The organism is Ignavibacteriota bacterium (genome assembly GCA_016218045.1).
Lineage (GTDB): Bacteria > Bacteroidota > Ignavibacteria > SZUA-365 > SZUA-365 > JACRFB01.
In genome coordinates this window covers 1-18,021 of the sequence record JACRFB010000037.1, presented here as the reverse complement: position 1 = coordinate 18,021, position 18,021 = coordinate 1, and the positions used below count along the sequence as shown (strand labels likewise).

Sequence of the window (18,021 nt, the reverse complement as noted above, 5' to 3'; positions counted from 1 at the left end):
CGATCCGCAGAAAAAATAGCTCAGCCCCGCACACATTCCAACCTTGGTGCGAGGCAATTTCCGAACCATCGCGAAATGAGAAAGGCCGCCCGGAATCCAGACGGCCTTTCTGTGATTGGACGGAGTGATTATTTCAGGAGATTCATCGTGCGATTGATCACCACGCCGTTCGCTTCGAACGTGTACATGTACGTGCCGCTGACGAGGTTCGAGGCGTCGAACGACACGGAGTGCGCGCCCGCGGCACGTTCGCCGTCGACGAGCACCGCGACAGTGCGACCGAACATATCGAACACCGTCAACTTCACTGCTACGTCCTGCGGGATGCTGTAGCTGATTCGCGTCGAGGGATTAAACGGATTCGGGAAATTCTGCTCGAGCGCATACCCGGCGGGGATAATTTCCATGCGGTCGCCCGGCTTCGGTGACGCGGAGCACGGCGAGTTGACGGTGTATCCGCTCACTGCGCCATCATCGACGGACGTGCCCAACTCACTGTGCGGGACATAAGCCCTGAAGGTGTATGACGACGTGTTGCCGTCGGGATCACTGACCGAGAAGTGCACTGTGTACACGCGGCCGTTGCCGCCGCCCTTGCGCTCGCGGCGAAGCTGTACTGAATTGCAATCGCCCGCGATCACGATGTCGTCGGAGGTGTTGCCGTCGCCTCCGCCCGTCGAATTTTCCGGCTCGTCGCTGCTCACCGATGTGATGCGCACATCAGCCGTGCTCATCGTCGCACAGTTGTCGGTGACCGCAGCGACCATTTCGGCCGCACTCACGGTCTGGTACTCGTGATTTGGCGGCCACATGTACTGGTCCGGCTTCACTGTTGCCACAGGCGCCTGTGTGTCGTTCACCGTCACGGTAAAGCTGCACGTCCTGGTGTCGCAGCCGTTCGTCGCGGACACGGTCACAGTGGTGACGCCCTTGGCAAAGGTCTGGCCGCTTCCTGTGCCCGCACCGCCTCCGCTTGTTGCGCCGCCGAAAACGTACGAGTACGTGACGGGAATCGTGCTGGCCGCAAAGGCATCGTAGCTCACAACCGCGCTGCAATTATCGAGGTCGTTCGACGTGACGATGTCCAGCGGACACGTTGTGAAGGTAAGCGAGGGACATGTCACATTGAGTGTGATGTCGACACTGCTTGTCAGCGGCGTCGCGGCATTGTCCGTGGCCGACAGCGTGATAACGTTCGAACCGAGATTGCACAGCGAGGCAGTGATGTCGATCGTCGCATCGGCGATTGCTCCGCTCGTGGTCGTTGCCGAGACGCCGCACAGAAGGCCGTAATTCACGGACACCGAGTTGGTTTGTGTGACTTCGGGCGGGATGGCCTGGATGTTCAACTGCGCCGTCTGTCCCACTTCGAGGGAAACAGTATTCCCCGCGGGAAGACCCGAAAAGACCGGAGCGATGTTGCCGGCTGTCGAGACATTAAAACCGTAACAGCGGTCATCGAGGAAGCTGATGCCGTCGCTGGCTCCGCCGGGTCCGTCGTACACCGAACTGTTGACATTGAATCGACCGATTTGCAGAAAGTCGATGCCGTTGCCTTTGTTGATGCCGGCGGTGGCGGGAGTTCCGGCAAAACCGCTTCCGCTGCCGGAGGCCTGTCCGGTGGTCCACTGCATGTCGCCGTAGTTGAATTTCACGTTGTTGCCTATGCCGATCACCGGATCGGTATATGTGCCGATTATGACCTGAAAGGTATTCTGCAGGGCGCAGACGTTGCTATAGTAGCCGACGTTTTCCCAGGTGACGAGCAGGCGACTCGCTTCGATTTTATACCACGCCTGTCCGCACGCGACGTTACGGGTGTCGACATCCGCCCAGAAGGGCGCAACCATGGGTGTGGCTATCGGGAATCCTGACGGAGTGAATGCCGAGACAGGTCCTGTAAAGGTCAGGTTGCCATTGGTGTTGATCCAGACACTCGTGTAGCTGCTGCCATAGAGATCGAAGGTGAAAGGCAGGCCGATCGGCCCGAGAGAACCGTCGTCATTACGCGGCACCGCGATCCACGAGCCGTCACGCGGAATGATACAATTCGACTGAATCGTGTTCTGCGTGTTTTTGCCTGCGCGGCTCGGAGCGGCCGACGGAAGCGCTGAGGAGGTATTACCCATCACGTCGGGCATCGTGACGAGCGACGATTTTTTCTGATCGTAGTCCCGCAACGCCCGCTCATGGTCGGCCACACTCTTCTCGAGATCGCCGGTATTGCGGAATTCAGGATAGACGAGGTCTTTTACGACCACGTCGCGTTGACGTTCGCGGTTCTGGCTCATGGCGCCTGTTGCAACGAGGGCGAAAAGGCAGAATGCCGCGACGGAGAGTGTATGTTTTCTCATAAAAAATCCCTTGTAAAAGTGTTGAACACGCGGGCGCACCTCGCCTCGCGTTCAGTAAGGGCTGCTCGCGCCAATGCCCATCCCCGTGCGAGTTGAACCAGTTCAGCGAAACGGCCGGGGTTGTGGAGACACAACGCCGCGGGGACACACGCTGATCGCGGTCCATCGATGCAGAGAGGGATCGTTGTCGCGTGACTGCATGGCCATCCAAAACGCGGGATGGTCAGAGGTACAGGGAAATGAGAGTTGAGATGTCCTAATATAGATCCCTGATATCCGATTATCAAGTCCTGCAAGGACGAATATCGAATTTCCTTCCGGTGGCCCTTTCCCCTATGCCCGCGATGTCAGAGCGGGAGCACAAACAGCGGTCGCGGGTCACACACCCTGCGGCGCTGTGGCGCGGGAGGCGGCCCCTGGCGCTCCGCCGCGAGCGGGAGCGTGCTGTCAGTAGGCCGACGGTTTGCGCTTGCTCAATTCGTCCATCGCGTTTTTCTGAAAACGTCCGAACTCCCTGTCGCGCTTGCGGCGCTCCACATACGACACCTCGTAATACGCCGACTCGCGAAGCAGCTTCATATAACTTTCATACCGTTCCCGGCTCAATGCATCACGTTCCACGGCCTCCAGCAGCGCGCAGCCCGCCTCGACTGTGTGTGTGCAGTTGTCGAAACGGCAGTGTTCCATAAGTTCCGCGATATCGGAGAATGTTGTCTCAATACCTTCCTCCACGCCCAGCAGTCCCAGTTCGCGCATGCCGGGCGTATCGATGACGAGCGCTCCGTCGGCGAGCACGGTTAATTGCCGCTGCGAGGTCGTGTGACGCCCGCGCCCGTCCTTTTCCCGGATCGGTCCCGTCGCGTACACTTCATCACCAAGCAAGCGGTTCAGCAGCGTGGTTTTCCCCACTCCGGAGGAGCCGAGCAGACAATAGGTTTTCCCCGCCTCAAGCAGGGGCTGCAGGGTGGCGATGCCCTCCTCGGCGACACTGCTCACCATCACGACCCGCGCCTCGACACGCGCCTCACGAATGGCCGCAACATGCGCGGCCTGCTGCTCGGGGCTCAGCAGATCACTTTTGCTCAGAAGAATCACCGGCTCCATGCCGCCTTCGGCGGTCATAACGAGGTAGCGTTCCAGCCGGCGGAGATTGAAGTTTGTGTCGCAGGACTGCACGAGCAGGGCCACATCGATGTTCGCCGCGATCATCTGATACTCGATGTTGTCCCCCGCGGCCTTGCGGCGCAGTCGTGTGCGTCGCGGCAGCACCGCGTGCACTATCGCGAGCGCGCCCTCGTTGTGATACTGCACCAGCACCCAGTCGCCCACACAGGGGAGATCCACGGGCGACTCCGCCGCGAAAAGCAGCTTGCCCGTGGGCTCGGCCGACACTTCCCCGTGCTCGTTTAAAACCAGATAGCGGTCGCGATCCACGCGGCTCACACGCGCGGGCGTGCAGTCGGGATACTGCCGCGTGTCGATGTTTTGCACGAAGAAGGAATCGAAGCCCAGATTCGTCAGGTTCATGAGTTTTCCATGCGGTCGATACGACGCGGCGTCGGTCCGCTCACCGCGGCGCAGCGGATGGCGCGTTGTGTAGATACGTGCGACTGTTGTGCGGCATCATCATGTGGTATGGTAGCAGCATGTGGTGCGGCATCATCAAAAATATGCTTTGCATGGATGTGTGTTTCATGCCCGGCGAAGAATTTTTTTCCGATCAGTCACCAACGCACATTGTGAAAATTTCCCAAACGATGGACCTCCACCATGACCGGCAGCAAGAATCACTACCACACCCGCGCTCGTATGCTCTTTCTGATCGGCTGCGCGGGTGTTCTGTTTTTTGCCCTTGGTCAGATCACGGCAACATCACTCGGCATACACATCGTGGCGCAGGGACTCGCGTTGGTGCTTGGCCTCGTGTGCCTGCTGGCGGCATGGAGCAGCATTGGACGCGCGCGCGATCTGGCGGAGTTTTTCGATCCCGCTCTTCTGCTTGTACACTGGTCGTACACCGATAAGGAATGGGAGTTGTACCTGCAGGCGCGCGGTTTCACTTCCAAGGCGCATCGGAAACGATTCCCGCGCTGTGACGCGCGCATCACGGCCGGCGGAATCTATTTCTCAGGATTATTACGCATGTGGCGCGCATCCAGCGGCGGCCTCGGCAACATCTTCATCACCGAAGGTCCCATTGCGCTGCTCACATTTTCGTACACGCTCCCTCGCGGCGGCCGCACGCCCGGCGTGGCATCGTACGAAGCGGTGGTGCCCATCCCTGTGTCGCGACGCCACGAGGCCGATGCCCTCGTCGCGACCTTCAGCGCAAGGGGACGTCTGGGCTGAACCTGCCGCGCTGAATCGGAACCGCGCTCACCCTCATGACGATATTCCACGGCACCAATTCGGCCTTCCATCACCACGTCATTTCGGAATTGGACACATCGCGGAGACTCGCGGCAGTGCGATCGGTGCCGCAGTATCCAGAGTCGCTGCGGGAGGGGTGACGCGTACGCAGGTGGAACAGCGACAGGAGATGTTTCGAGGTAAAAAAAAGTCCGCCACGCGGGCGGACTACTCAATGCGGGGTGCAGCTCAGCGTCAGTTCAACGGTTCGCCATCGCAGGTGATGGACACATTCTCGCGCACGATGGTCAATTCGTCGGTGCAGGCATTGTACGTGAGGCGGACCGTGGCATGGACCTTGAAATTCGGTGCCTTACCCTGGCCGACGAGCTGCCATGCCACTGTATACGTTTCGGAGTATATACATCCATCGCAGGACGTAGACGCATGTGACATGTATGCATAGGGGAACTGGTACTTCGCGCCCGACTCGCTGACACCCTTCGTTCCCATGTCGTTCACGTGGAATTTGTAACGGTCACAACCGTCCTTGTCGGGATGGTAGGCGGTGATCACCTGGTAGCGATCAGTTATGTGAATCATCTCGTTATTGCAGGGATTCATCATCATCCAATGGTCCTCGTACACCATGCGGTCTTTTGTGGGTTTCTGCGCGAAGGCGGAACCGGGGACGAGGACGAGAAACAAGGCGGCGAGGCCGAGCACGGTGAGCGCCGTGGAAGAGAAACGATGTATGGTTTTCATGGACTTACTCTACTGTGAGAATGGAGCGTTGAAAGGGGGTATCGGTGTTTCCGATACGGGGATGACGCGTCCGATTCCCGGAACTGCGATCGGTGCGTGAAGCGGCAGAAGATCCGCTCACGCCGCAAGGACGACCGGAGATCCGGGTTTCTGATTTCGTAAGAATTGGGAGAAATAACGTCCTAAATATACACGACTCGTTTCACCCGTGTCAAGATATTCCCAATATTAATTTTTGCCCCTGACATGGAGAGTATTTGTTCCTGGCGAGCACAGCACCCTTTCAACTCAGGGAAGGTTTCGCCGCCGATTACCTCGCATCGTTCTCTCGCGGTACAGGACCACAGGGCTCAGAACTCGACGGACTGCACGACCGGATGCACAACCACCTCGTCGACACGCACGTGTTGTGGCGCGGCCAGCGCATAGTGTACGGCGCGAGCCACGTCGCTCGCCTGAAGCAAGGTGGCATGTTCGGCACTGCCCGGAACTCCCCCGTTGAAATATGTGTCGGTCATGCCGGGTCGTATCTCCGTGACGCGCAATCCATACCCGGCCCCTTCGCGTGCAGCCGACTGTGTCAGCGCCCGCTGCGCGTGTTTGCTGGCTGTATAGATGGCGCCTCCCGCGAACGTGCGCGCGCTCACATCGCTGGTGATGTTGACGAGCGAACTCGTCAGACCCTGCGCATGGCGCGTCTTGAACGCGGGGATGAAGTGCTTTGTCACAAGCAACATACCCAACACGTTCGTATCGAAAATCCTGTGGTACTCTTCGACAGTGGCCTCCTCGATAGACCCGAACACTCCGACGCCCGCATTGTTTACGAGCGAGTCGACACCCGCGGCGATAGCCACATCCGCAAAGGCACGGACGCTGTCTTCGTCAGTCACGTCGAGCCGGAGCATGGTGATTCCCCGCGGGAAGTCGTCCGAAGGAGTCCGCGCGCCTGCGACGACCGTCGCGCCCGACGTGTGCAGCAATTCGGCGATCGCGCGCCCGATGCCGCGGCTGGCGCCCGTGACGGCGACAACGCGGCCTGCAAGAGTGTGGGCGTTTCCTGGCATGTGATGATCGGTGTACACTGTCACATGATATCATAATGCCCATTCACGCGCAAAGCCGGCTCCTGGATTCAACACCCCACACGAGATGACGCGGCGGCTTCACGATGCGGTATTACACGGCGACGGTGATTGCCACATTCCCGGCCTTGCGTCCCGTGTCGACGTAGCGATGCGCTTCCACAATCTGTTCGAGGGAGTAACATCTGTCGAGCACGGGTGTGAAGACACCCGCCTGCGCCAGCTCCGCAAGGAAGCGCAGATCTTCGGCTCTCTCACGCGCCGATCCGGCAATGACTTTTTTTCTTCCCAGAAGTGACACAACCGGTATCGACAGCATTGCTGGCAAATCGGCAACGAGCAAGAGCAGACGGCCGTTTTCAGCGAGGGACGAAGCGCTGCGCGAGAACGGCGCGTTGCCTACCGCATCAACAATCACATCGTATTTTTTTCCGTTCGAGCTGAAATCTGTCCGCGAGTAGTCGATCACCTCCGCGGCGCCGAGTGTGTGAAGCAGCTCCGCATTGGCCGCGCTGCACACGGCGGTGACCTCCGCGCCGAAGTGCCGGGCGAGTTGCACGGCAGCGGTGCCCACGGCTCCGGACGCTCCATTCACGAGCACCGATTCTCCACTGTGCAGCCCTGCCCTGCGAAAAAAATCCAGCGCCGTTGTGCCGCCGAAGGACAACGCCGCGGCTTCCACAAACGACAGCGCCGGCGGCTTGAGAGCGAGCGGTGCGTCCTGTGGAAGACAGACGTATTCCGCATACCCGCCCATGCGGCTTCCGCTCAATCCGAACACCTCATCTCCGGCCTTGAATAGATCAACCGCGCTGCCCGGCGCCTCAACAACGCCGGCGAATTCAACTCCGAGTACTCTGTTCCGCGGTCCTGTCACACCCAAGGCCAGGCGGGAAAGCAGACCGAATCCCAGCGGCACCCTCAAGCTCCTCAATCTGCAATCGCCCGAGGTCACTGTTGTAGCATGAACCCGGATCAGAACGTCGTTGTCACCGGGCACGGGCTTCACGCGCTCCACCATGTGCAGCACTTCCGGCGGCCCGTATTTTTTGTACTCTATCGCTCTCATGTGCGGCACTTTCTCTGCAGGAACACAACCCGTGACCAGTCCCTGCAATACGGGACCGTGCGTCTTTGGTTGCAGCCGTGCCGCACACTCTCTGACTATCTGCCGAATGATCGCGTTTGAAGCCCGGGGTATGTGGACGTGTTTCAGCCGGGTCCGAGTCCCTTCAGCCGTCCTGCAATCGGTATGGGCAGCTTTCCGTAGAAACCCGCATGCCACCAGCTTGTCCCATCGAACATGAAGGTGCGTTCCGCGTGCGCAAACACGACGGCCCCGAAGAATCCCTCCACCGAGATGCCGGTGTTCGAGCCACCATCCTGTTCGCGTACGAAGGTTGGCCCTGCCTGCAGGCCAAGTCCCCTGTACATGGCCTCCACTCCGACATGTGTCACACGGCGGCCGTTTACCGAGTAACGGTTGAACACGAGTCCGAATCCATATCCACCGGACTTTCCCGCATCGTACGAGTTCAGCATGGCACTGAGTGAAATTTCCACGCCGTAGAAGGGTCCGCCTCCCTCGCCAAGCACCCATCCCACCTTGAGTCCGGGATTGATCGCGACTACCCATTCCTGTGAACGGCCCTCCGCGGCGGCAAGAGAGAGCAGCGCCAAAATCAACAACACTCCGCGCACGCAGCGCTTCATTGATCCATCCATACATTTCTCCATGCATGCCGCGTTGCCGTGAATTTGCGGCATATGCCGCTCATCGAACGGAATAACGCGGGCTGTTCCTTGTTCCATTGTATCGACGATGTACTCACGTTAGATGCGCCGTCATCGCAGCACAAGCGGGCGCGTCATCGTGCGGCTCTCCGTGCTCAGCCGTACGAAATACATGCCGGCAGGGAGACCCACGAGCGGCAGGGTAAAGGCATGCGGTCCTGCTGGGACACGCCGCCCGCGGACTGCGACGGACACTTCCCTGCCGAGCATGTCGTGAACGGTCACCGACACGGTCTCCTCGGTCTCGAGTGTCACATACATCGTCGCTGTGTTCCGTGCGGGATTCGGCGCGCAGTACGGCGTGATCCGATCCACTTGTTGCGTGGCATCGACTGCCACGGTTCCCGGCGGTAATCGCAGGAGCCAGCCCGGCGCGTTGCCCGCACTCGTTCCCCTCGGCTGATAGGCCAGCCACATCGCGCCGGTGGAATCACATGCCGATATGTTCCCGAAGAGAATGCTGGAACAGGAGTCGATGATGGGTTGCGAGTGCTGCGTACCCGATCCCAGCCCACTGATGAGAGAAGCCGACAAATTCTCTGAGTAAAACAGGCATGTGTTTTCGGATTTCGGCTGCAACAGGCACATGTTTGACAGAGTATTCGGGCTGGATGCAAGGACACGCGAAGTCGCCACGGTCATTGCCGCGTCGACCTCGACAAGCAGAACGGTGTCTCTCGAGGGCGGTAGTGGCGGTGTCCGGAATGCAAAGGCGCATATGATGCGGCCATCCGCGTCCACGGCAGAGGCCAGTGTACGGAGAGACTGGGAGTACCGGCGCCCTGGTACGGAGTCGATGAGCACGCTGCCGCCGTCGGAACTGTATGCGCGCAGTACCTCTACGGAGAGAGTGGGAACGCTCCGCTGCAGGACGAGACGCGCGCTGCCGTCGGTCACAGCCCCGCATGCTACTATTGTCGGGAACACATCCTTCGTGGGCTTGTATTGATTGAGCGCCTCGGTGGGAATTTCCGCAAGCGCACGCGGCTGATCCCAGCGTGTACCCGAACCCGACACATGGAGGAGACGACCGTGCGGACGCGGCAGACTGTCGTACTCCATCGTGAAGACATGCAATCTTCCCGCACCGTCGAGCGACGCAGCGGCGCAGAGACCGGGAATGATACGGCGCGGTGCGACGATCTGCGCGCCCGCGCGCCACGCGGAGTATATCACCTCGCCGAGGTAATCGAAGTACTCGGGGCCGCGACCGACGGGGACTGGTGTTTGATGAGTCCACAGCAGATGCACGGTGCCATCCGCTCCGCGGAACACCTTCGGCTCGGACGCTCCGGGATAGTGCATCAAGAGTGAGAAGCGCCCGTGTTCGATCCTCCCGACTGAGAGCGCAGGCTCCTGCAGGGAGACGCTCGCGCAATTGTGACGTTGCGGCTGCGAACTCCACGCCACGAAGATGCTGTCGTCAGCGTCACGCACCGCCGCGGTGTACATGTCGGCTGTCGTGTGGCCATAATCGAACCACGTGGTGCGGGCTGTATCCGGAAGCGGATACACTCGTTTTATGCCCCCTGCATCTGCTTCCAGCACGAACGGGAAACGGATGCCACGGTATACGAAATCGTCTGGTGGAGGTGGAGTGGCGAAGGTCGTATCGGCGGCCCCGTGCACCAAAACACCCCTGTCGTCACCGTCGAGGTTCAGGTAGACCACGCGGTGAGATGGAAATGGCAGTGGCCAGCGTTGAACACTCTGGGCAGCAGCTCCATTCATGGCGCAGATGAACAACGGTATTGAAAGCAACACCACACGGTGTATCATACCATCCTCCTGATACGGTGAAAATATCTACTCGAACTGGTGTCTCATCGCACAACCATCACCCGTATGGCACGGGCACTTTCACGTGTGTGAAACACAAGATTGTATACTCCCTGCGGCAGCGCGTGTGTATCCCACGCGGCGGTGTTGGCTCCGGCCGCTGCCGATGGCGCATCGATCGATTGTACAAAGCGCCCGAGCTGATCAAAGACGCGAAGACTCACTGTGCCCGGCTTCTCGAGAGCGTAGTGGATCACCGCCTGTCCGGACACCGGCTGCGGGACACATGCGAGCGACAGCACTGCAGGTCCGGGCGGGATATCCGCGGCGAGCGGTGTGTCCGCCGACACGAGACGCGGACCGCCGACCAGGTCGCCGTGATTGCGGTACACGGACAGATCGCGGATGTCGTCCTCTCCATCGTTGAAGACACCAAGGTCCTCTATCACATCGCAGGGCCAGTAGCCGACGAGGCCGCTGTCGGTGGTTGTATAGTATGCAGCCGGCAGCGGTACTTCCATGAGCGCGCGGATGTGTTCCTGTGTACGGACCACGTTCCACAGGCGCAGTTCGTCCACCGCTCCGTTGAACATGCTGCGCGTCCAGGGGAGGTCGTAGATCGCTGCGCCGACGAGGATCGGGGAGTCGGACCCGAACAGTCCGGCGGGGCCGGAGATGCGCGCCTGAAGTTCACCATCGACGAACACCTCCATGATGTTCGTCGCCACACTGTACGTGGCGGCGACATGACTCCACATGCGGCGCGGCACCTGCGTCGCCGATGTCGCGCGGTACGCCCCGTCCTTCCCGTCCGCACTGACGACGAGCGCGGGGCAGCCGCCGGTATCGATGGCGAGCGACCACGCGCCCTGTGTCGGATAACTCGTCTTCCACTTGTTGTAAAACGGTGTTCCGCGACCGCCATCCTTCCGCGCGAAGGTCGCCGCACTCACGCGTGCCTCGATGGTGATCTCCGCCGCGCAGTGCAGCGAAAGCGCGTCGGGAATGATCAGGTAATCATCGACTCCATCGAAACGCAGGGCCATGCCCGTCCGGCCCTGAGCGAACAATGCGGATGTGATGCACAACAACACCGCGCAACAAAAAAGGGAACATGTTTTCATGAGACCTCCAAACGGACGTGTTGTTCCTGCATCGAAAAAAATGCGTCGCGCCTGATCGTCAGCATCTCACCGCGAACACAGGTCATCGGACTATCTCACCGCAACCAGCGTTGTTGTCACCGTGCGGCCTCCTATACACAGCGTGGAGAGGTAGAAGCCGGGAGCGATCGACACTGGCTTGAACGGAACATGATGCTCGCCGGGCATGAGGTCCTGATCCAGCAGCGTGGCGACATGCCGGCCGAGTGCATCGTGCAATGAAAGAATGACATGCCGCGGAGCGGTGCCATCAAGTGTGAAGCGGATGTTTGTGCCCACTGTCGCGGCGAAGGGATTCGGATGAATGAGCTGTTGCATCGATGGCTCAGCCGTTGCGGACTCCATCGATGTCGGCCCGACATATGTCCCGAGCTTCGTTCCGCAGATGTTCGCATAGTTGAGTGCATACCGTCCACCCCATGGGCTGTCGAAGTTCGTAAGGGAAACCAGACCGATCCCTTCCGCCCATAACTGCGTATACCCGGCCCCTTCCCCCATAGTCGGCCACAGCGATATATTCAGGAAATGACGTTCCCTTCCCTCGTACCACCGCGTTGCGGTATCCACAACGATGCCAGGGCGGGCATCAGGGCCGAGCGCACCTGTCGGTGTCCCGATTGTCGCATTGCCCGGCAGGAGCAATGGCACAGCACCCGACGCAAGCGGGAGCTGGTACAGCCCGCTGTCGCCCTGGTGGATAGTTCCGAACAGCGATCCTGAAAAATACTGTCTGCCATCGATGATGGTGTCGGCACGCAGCGTGACCTTCTGGTGATAATCGTACGTCTGACCAAGCCAGTTCCTTCCGTAGGCGTGCCACTGGTAGACATTCCCATCGCACAGTTCCATGTACCGCCGCGTGGTGTGTTCCCAGTTGTACATGCGTCCGTCGATGACGCAGCTACGGAGTGATATGGTATCGGCGTAGCCGATATACACAGTCCGGACGAGCCCGAAACTGTCGGCCACAGTGGTCTCGGTGTGGGCGGATTCCTCGGAGCTGGGCGGCGAGACAAACGAGTACGCATGAACGGAGCGGTCGAAGAGCGTCGTATCGAAGCGTCGTGTCACCACATGCCGGAGCGTGTCGTCCCGTCCCCGCTGCGACATGAGGTGAAAGGTGTCCACCGCGGGCGCTGAAGCCGGGAACAGTTCACGATTACCGTCCGCGGAGATTTTCATGACATTGCCCTTCGCGTTCACGGTGAGTTTCACGATCCTGGCTTCCCGCGGTTGATACCAGTACTTGAATCTTGTCCACTCTTGTATACGAACCGTATCGCGGACATCATTGCGTCCGGGATTTCCCGGCTCGTTCATGACAAGCAACAGTTCGGGTCCCGCTCTGGATGTTCTCCAGTATGTGAACACATTCCCATAACGCAACGGGAACGGCGAGCGCGCCTGCGCAAACGCGGCAGCATCCAAGCAACACACAGCGAGCAAGAGAGCAACTGCCAGTTTCATGCCTCACCTCCGTGTATGCAACGTACGAAGGAAAGGGGTGTCGGCAAAGGGAGCACAATCATGGCAGGACAACGAAGGGATAGACACGCTCAACGGGCGCACCGCGCGAAGGAACGAGGCGTGCAACGAGCCGCCATTCCACGATGTTGTACGAAACTGCGTACGTGTGCTTGATATCACTCGGTATGGAAATCGATGCCCGCATTTCCTGCGAACTCCCCGCGCTCAAAATCTCGGGAAGCTTCTTCATCCGTTCCAACTCGAAAAGTGTATGATGACAGAGGTTGCTGAGACTGCCTGTTCTTACAGTCACCGACTCGCGCGCCTCGACACGCAGCACGAGTTCTTCGACGTGTTGCGTTCTGCCTGCCGTATAACGAACGGTCGCATGCAGCGCATCGCCGCGTTGCACGAAGGGATTTTCGATCGCGGCCTCCAGGCGGCCGCGCTTCATCGCGCTTATGGCACCTGCGGTGAATCCCACGGCCACGAGTACACCGACAGAAATCAAGGCGATCGGTCCGATGAGCCTGCTGAGTTCCGCGTACCTCCAATCACCCGTCATATATCCCACAAAGATGAGAAATCCTCCGACGAGGCATCCCGCAATGATGAGCCGCGAGGTATTCGCGGCGGGAGAGAGCGGCTGCTCATCCATGACACTCTCGGGATCATACGCCGGTCCGAGGACCGTATCGCCAGCACCAGGCGGAGCATGAACTCTGATGGGGATAGTGATCTCGGGATCGCTGCCGGGCGATGTATCCGCGACGGCGTGAAGTTCCCAGCGTACGGAGAACAGCTCGCCTTCATATCCTGCCGGTGATGGAGGAAGCTGCAATTCAAAGGGCCACTGCCGTTCTTCGTTCGCGGCGAGCCTGCATTCCTCGTCGAGGTGCAGTTGCTCCGTCCCTCCATTCTGCGCAATGCCCTGTCCGCTTGTCTCCCACCGCGCGTCGAGCGAAATATTGAGCACCAGCACGGGCTCGAGCGCGCGGATCGCAACGATTCCGCGGACAGTGTCCCCGCACAGATACTCGGCATTTTCCGCCTCGAGAAGGACGTCCATCGTACAGCCACTCACGGGACCCTCCTTGTTGTTGTTCCAGATTGCAATATCCGATTATTGCCGGTCGAATTCCAATGCCGGGACCGCCCGCATCACACGGACCCTGACTATACTGCACAGAGCGAACAAAATATTCGCTGAACACGCGGGAAACACACGGAACAACGGCTCCCCTTCCACCGCACCTGTCATACGGAAAGTGGGAAAATTTAGACCGGGTTGAGCGCAATGCGGGACTTCGTCGGGCAGGTCCGACTGCGTTCGCCTGCGCGGGACTTCGTCGGACAGGCCCATTTGTGGGTTGCAGACGGCTCGCGTTGAAAGACAGGGGCCCGCCCAACGAAGCACGCCTTCAAGCGACGAAGTCGGTTGAAGGCGTGCTTCGTTGGGCGGAGGGGGAGTCCGCCGTCGGCGGAGAACCCTCGGTAGGGCGTAACACCCTACGACGGTTTAGTCCACCAAAGGCGGATTGGTTTCAGCCACTCACCCATCTCTCCTTGAGCGTACCGGACCGGCTTGTCCTGCATTCGACCATATCAGGTAATGGCAATTTGAGGATCGGGCAGGGCACGGACAAGTTTTGTTTATCGGGTCGTGTGGAGGTTGACGGAGCGTAGTCCATTACCTGTCCGTTACCTCGAATCACCGGTTGACACCGTCCGAACCAAGTGTACGTGCTTACATCCGAGTTTCTTCGTACTTCTGACGTAATTGGTTAAAAGTGAAGTCCATTGCCCGCTAATATCAGGGCGGGTCGATGTTGGTCACTGGTCTTTCGTCCGTCTAAGGAACAAAATGATCGACTTTCCCAGTACCAGCGCCGCGACGAGCGCGGGAAGGCCCGTCGCCGCCGGCCAGACAAGCAGCGCCGAGAGCAAGGACGCTGGCACATGTGAGGTCTCCAGTAATGCTATGCCGACGGCATAGGCGGCGAGCAGGAAGCTTCCAAATGCTACAGCCCCGGACGTGATACAGGCGGATGCCAGCAACCTCTCCGTAGATCGGTGGAGTTCGACACGGAAATGGTAATAAAAGACCGCAATGGCAAGCAGGAAGAATCCAACTCTGATGGATGCCTGGACCAGCGCGGTCTCTAGATCATTGGAGATAATTGCCGAGCTGATCCCCAATACCGAATACACAAATCCGAAACTCGCCACACGTTGCCACCACTTTTCAAGCATGCGTGCTTTCATGTCGTCTGTGTTAAAGCGGTACCGCTAGATGAGATGATTGTCAGGACACGTCAGGTCACTCATCGCCTGATCATGGAATGAGAAATTTCCTCGCCGACGAGCCGGAGGATGCCGCTCTTCAACGTGAAGATGAACAATCGTACCTACTAGCTGGGCTCGATCATCACGCGCATGATGGTGGATAAAGTTGGGCATAGACAAGTTTATTGTCGGGCCATCCGGAAGATTTCGGTCACCACATTTCATCGCTATCAATAGTAGTCCTGTCACAGACAAGCCTCTCGGAGACCCAGCGATGCCCTCTGGCACCGTCCGGTCAATCCGTCCGATGGAATCCATCGCTCCGCCCGTGATCATCATTCCAGATGGTCTTGTCCTCTATTTACCAGCATCCGTCCGGTTGTTAGATTGAGTTCAGATGACTCACGGCAACGACATATGGCAACGACCTGAACTAGCGTTGATCGGACTGCGGAACGCAGTGGTAATGGCAGGTCGGGTTGCCACCAAGTTGCCATTTAGCGGAAACTAAAGGATGAATCGGTTACTGGCAAAGGAGGGTCACAAACGACGATTGCCCCTGGAGCCATATCGACAAATGGCAACAAGGGCAATCAGTGCGGAGGGGGAGTCCGCCCTCGGCGGAGAACCCTCGGTAGAGCTTAACACCCTACGACGGTTTAGTCCGCCAAAGGCGGATTGGTTTCAGCCACAAGAAAAAGGTCAAACAATGTTTGACCTTTGGAGCGTAGGGGGAGTCCGCCGTCGGCGGAGAACCCTCGGTACAGCTTGCGCAGTACGACGGTCTTGCCATCTCCATCTTACAGTTGCATCACACTCTCAACGGGCGACAAGAATCGAACGGGAGAGGCGTGACGTTCCCGCTGTGAGCACGAGCGTGTAGTGCCCGGTGCGCAGGTGTCGAAGATCAAGGGAATGGTGGTAGATATTCTTAAGATCCTGTTGTTCTGAAACGACAATGCGACCAAGGACGTCGTACAGCCCGATATGCATCGAGGCAGCCCCGACGGGCGCATGAACGTTGAACCGGAGCAACGACGAAGCAGGCTGCGGCCAGGGTCCGTCGAGACGCAGGACAGAAGGAGCCGGCATAGGATCTGTCGATGTCAACTGATCCAGTTCGAAGCTGCGCACATATGTGTCGATCACACGACGACGCGTATCCTGCCATGTGACATACACCCGGGAACCGGCGACGGCGACCGACGGAAACACCTTCTGACCTGTGGTATCGAGGTTGACACGCTTGACCGCACCCAGCACCCGCCAGTCCTTGTCGTAGACACAGGCGAGGATGTCATGCTCCCCGTCAGGATCGGGAGAGGACCAGACGAGCAGCCGCCTGCCGTCGTCAAGTCGGCGGACGACGTAATCCGCCTGTGCATTGTAGTGTGCAGGCTGAGCGGGCGGAAGTTCGTTTCCCGCGTACATGACGTCATGCGCACGGACGGCTCCCGTGAGGGTGGAGCGTTGCAGCGAGCTGTCGACCATGTTGAATCGATCTACAAAGAGCTGGGACGACTTCGTGTCCCGCCGGACGATATCAACCGTTGCACCCTCCGGTGCCAGCGCCTGATCCGACAGGTCGAGTGAGTCGCTGCGCACGGAATCGATCAGAAACTGTGGCTGCTGTGTGACAGACGGAAGATCGAGAATGCAGAGGAAACGATGGTAGTAGTTGATGCCTTGCCTGAACGATTCGGCGCGAGTTCGCCAGTACAAGGTGAGTGCATTGTTCGCCGGGCGGGACACGTGCGCGAGCGTAGGGAGCGTATCGCCCGTCACCCAGCCCAGGTCTGACCAATTGGGAAACGTGTAGGTGTGCACGTCACGTATCCTGTGGAGGACCGGATCCCACTGCCGCACTTTGTGCTGAGTCCCATTGAAGCTTAGGCCTGTGGAAGAGGAAGCGAGCCGCACATGCGAGGTAAGGAACACTTTGGAATCATGCAGAAAGCCGTCGAGCACCGAGATTCGTTCGCTGCGGAATTCTCCAGGCTCCGCCCGAGATAACAGACCAGCCGAAGTGAGCACAATGATCGTCGAATCCAGAATGGACGACCCTGCGCCGCGAACGAGACGATAATCGGATTCGTTCCCCAGCCACCCGCCGTCGTACACGGTGGTGCGCGAGATCATCCCGAACCACATGGTGTCCTGGAGTCCGAAGAGTGCTTGGATTTCGGGACCAGGAAGTGCGCGTTGCCGCCTGTCCAGATTCGCATCGACCCATGCGCGCCCGCCATCCCACAGCACAAGCGCCTCGCCGCGGCCATTCACGGAAATCCACGGACGGGTGAACCGCATGGCGGGAGTATCCGACAGCAGTACCTCGGCTGATCCAGGCAGCATCTGCTGGGCATGGCAAGTGCAGATCAGCACGACGAGCATCATCATGCTGAAACGTGGCGTTGTATTACACATGGCGTCCTCTGTCAGTTGTGACCCAGGCACATGGAGGCGAGAATTATTCCCCAACGTAGAGTTTCTCCTCCGATGCTGCAAACAGCAACGCCAGACCTTGCGATCTGGCGTTGAGTGCGGTGGAGGAATCCGCCTTTGGCGGAGAACCCTCGGTAGAGCTTAACACCCTACGACGGTTTAGTCCGCCAGAGGCAGATTGGTTTCAGCCACAATAAAAAAGGTCAAACGATGTTTGACCTTTGGAGCGGAGGGGGAGTCCGCCGTCGGCGGAGAACCCTCGGTAGAGCTTAACACCCTACGACGGTTTAGTCCGCCAAAGGCAGATTGGTTTCAGCCACAATAAAAAAGGTCAAACGAGGTTTGACCTTGGAGCGGAGGGGGAGGGATTCGAACCCTCGGTAGAGCTTAACACCCTACGACGGTTTAGCAAACCGTTGGTTTCAGCCACTCACCCACCCCTCCGGGTGTCGAATCGCGAATGGCGAAGACGCAATGTAGCAAACGCGGCGGGTTGGTGCAAATGGGCTAGAGCGACGGCTGCCAGACGTACACGCC

Annotated in this window: 13 protein-coding genes and 1 tRNA gene; 1 reads left to right on the top strand and 13 read right to left on the bottom strand. The window is 59.0% G+C overall.

Features of this window, described 5'->3' with window-relative positions; genetic code table 11:
• Positions 1 to 128: 128 nt before the first annotated feature.
• Positions 129 to 2,354, bottom strand: coding sequence for a T9SS type A sorting domain-containing protein (locus HY962_09295; GenBank protein ID MBI5647119.1), 2,226 nt, complete (start codon positions 2,352 to 2,354; stop codon positions 129 to 131).
• Positions 2,355 to 2,801: 447 nt separating this feature from the next.
• A complete protein-coding gene (gene rsgA / locus HY962_09290; GenBank protein MBI5647118.1) occupies positions 2,802 to 3,881 on the bottom strand; it encodes a ribosome small subunit-dependent GTPase A in 1,080 nt (359 codons plus the stop codon).
• Positions 3,882 to 4,124: 243 nt separating this feature from the next.
• On the opposite strand from rsgA, the gene HY962_09285 reads away from it, so the two are divergent.
• The gene (locus HY962_09285; protein ID MBI5647117.1) at positions 4,125 to 4,703 is read left to right on the top strand and encodes a hypothetical protein; all 579 of its coding nucleotides are present in this window, start codon (positions 4,125 to 4,127) and stop codon (positions 4,701 to 4,703) included.
• A gap of 255 nt (positions 4,704 to 4,958) precedes the next feature.
• On the opposite strand, the gene HY962_09280 is transcribed toward HY962_09285, so the two are convergent.
• From HY962_09280 to HY962_09230, 11 genes are all read right to left on the bottom strand, one after another.
• The gene (locus tag HY962_09280; protein ID MBI5647116.1) at positions 4,959 to 5,468 is read right to left on the bottom strand and encodes a hypothetical protein; all 510 of its coding nucleotides are present in this window, start codon (positions 5,466 to 5,468) and stop codon (positions 4,959 to 4,961) included.
• A 350-nt stretch (positions 5,469 to 5,818) separates the two neighbouring features.
• The gene (locus HY962_09275; protein MBI5647115.1) at positions 5,819 to 6,535 is read right to left on the bottom strand and encodes an SDR family NAD(P)-dependent oxidoreductase; all 717 of its coding nucleotides are present in this window, start codon (positions 6,533 to 6,535) and stop codon (positions 5,819 to 5,821) included.
• Between the two features lie 112 nt (positions 6,536 to 6,647).
• The gene (locus HY962_09270; GenBank protein ID MBI5647114.1) at positions 6,648 to 7,622 is read right to left on the bottom strand and encodes an NAD(P)-dependent alcohol dehydrogenase; all 975 of its coding nucleotides are present in this window, start codon (positions 7,620 to 7,622) and stop codon (positions 6,648 to 6,650) included.
• 143 nt (positions 7,623 to 7,765) lie between these two features.
• Positions 7,766 to 8,278, bottom strand: a complete 513-nt coding sequence (locus HY962_09265) for a hypothetical protein (GenBank protein ID MBI5647113.1) — start codon at positions 8,276 to 8,278, stop codon at positions 7,766 to 7,768.
• A gap of 120 nt (positions 8,279 to 8,398) precedes the next feature.
• Positions 8,399 to 10,126, bottom strand: coding sequence for a T9SS type A sorting domain-containing protein (locus HY962_09260; GenBank protein ID MBI5647112.1), 1,728 nt, complete (start codon positions 10,124 to 10,126; stop codon positions 8,399 to 8,401).
• Between the two features lie 44 nt (positions 10,127 to 10,170).
• A complete protein-coding gene (locus HY962_09255; protein MBI5647111.1) occupies positions 10,171 to 11,250 on the bottom strand; it encodes a LamG domain-containing protein in 1,080 nt (359 codons plus the stop codon).
• A 90-nt stretch (positions 11,251 to 11,340) separates the two neighbouring features.
• On the bottom strand, positions 11,341 to 12,504 hold the full coding sequence (locus HY962_09250) for a hypothetical protein (GenBank protein ID MBI5647110.1): 1,164 nt from the start codon (positions 12,502 to 12,504) through the stop codon (positions 11,341 to 11,343).
• Positions 12,505 to 12,814: 310 nt separating this feature from the next.
• Positions 12,815 to 13,840: a hypothetical protein gene (locus HY962_09245; protein ID MBI5647109.1), complete on the bottom strand. Its 1,026-nt coding sequence runs from the start codon at positions 13,838 to 13,840 to the stop codon at positions 12,815 to 12,817.
• A gap of 749 nt (positions 13,841 to 14,589) precedes the next feature.
• Entirely contained in the window at positions 14,590 to 15,021 is a 432-nt protein-coding gene (locus tag HY962_09240) for a hypothetical protein (protein MBI5647108.1), read from the bottom strand.
• A gap of 840 nt (positions 15,022 to 15,861) precedes the next feature.
• Positions 15,862 to 17,466: a T9SS type A sorting domain-containing protein gene (locus tag HY962_09235; GenBank protein ID MBI5647107.1), complete on the bottom strand. Its 1,605-nt coding sequence runs from the start codon at positions 17,464 to 17,466 to the stop codon at positions 15,862 to 15,864.
• 372 nt (positions 17,467 to 17,838) lie between these two features.
• Positions 17,839 to 17,928: transfer RNA gene (locus HY962_09230), tRNA-Ser, on the bottom strand.
• Positions 17,929 to 18,021 lie beyond the last annotated feature (93 nt).

Excerpts from the sequence above, each read along its gene's own strand:
- HY962_09235 (MBI5647107.1), bottom strand. The coding sequence starts at position 17,466 with ATGTGTAATACAACGCCACGTTTCAGCATGATGATGCTCGTCGTGCTG.
- HY962_09285 (MBI5647117.1), top strand. The coding sequence starts at position 4,125 with ATGACCGGCAGCAAGAATCACTACCACACCCGCGCTCGTATGCTCTTT.
- HY962_09280 (MBI5647116.1), bottom strand. The coding sequence starts at position 5,468 with ATGAAAACCATACATCGTTTCTCTTCCACGGCGCTCACCGTGCTCGGC.
- rsgA (MBI5647118.1), bottom strand. The coding sequence starts at position 3,881 with ATGAACCTGACGAATCTGGGCTTCGATTCCTTCTTCGTGCAAAACATC.
- HY962_09265 (MBI5647113.1), bottom strand. The coding sequence starts at position 8,278 with ATGGATGGATCAATGAAGCGCTGCGTGCGCGGAGTGTTGTTGATTTTG.
- HY962_09260 (MBI5647112.1), bottom strand. The coding sequence starts at position 10,126 with ATGATACACCGTGTGGTGTTGCTTTCAATACCGTTGTTCATCTGCGCC.
- HY962_09275 (MBI5647115.1), bottom strand. The coding sequence starts at position 6,535 with ATGCCAGGAAACGCCCACACTCTTGCAGGCCGCGTTGTCGCCGTCACG.
- HY962_09240 (MBI5647108.1), bottom strand. The coding sequence starts at position 15,021 with ATGAAAGCACGCATGCTTGAAAAGTGGTGGCAACGTGTGGCGAGTTTC.
- HY962_09270 (MBI5647114.1), bottom strand. The coding sequence starts at position 7,622 with ATGAGAGCGATAGAGTACAAAAAATACGGGCCGCCGGAAGTGCTGCAC.
- HY962_09255 (MBI5647111.1), bottom strand. The coding sequence starts at position 11,250 with ATGAAAACATGTTCCCTTTTTTGTTGCGCGGTGTTGTTGTGCATCACA.
- HY962_09295 (MBI5647119.1), bottom strand. The coding sequence starts at position 2,354 with ATGAGAAAACATACACTCTCCGTCGCGGCATTCTGCCTTTTCGCCCTC.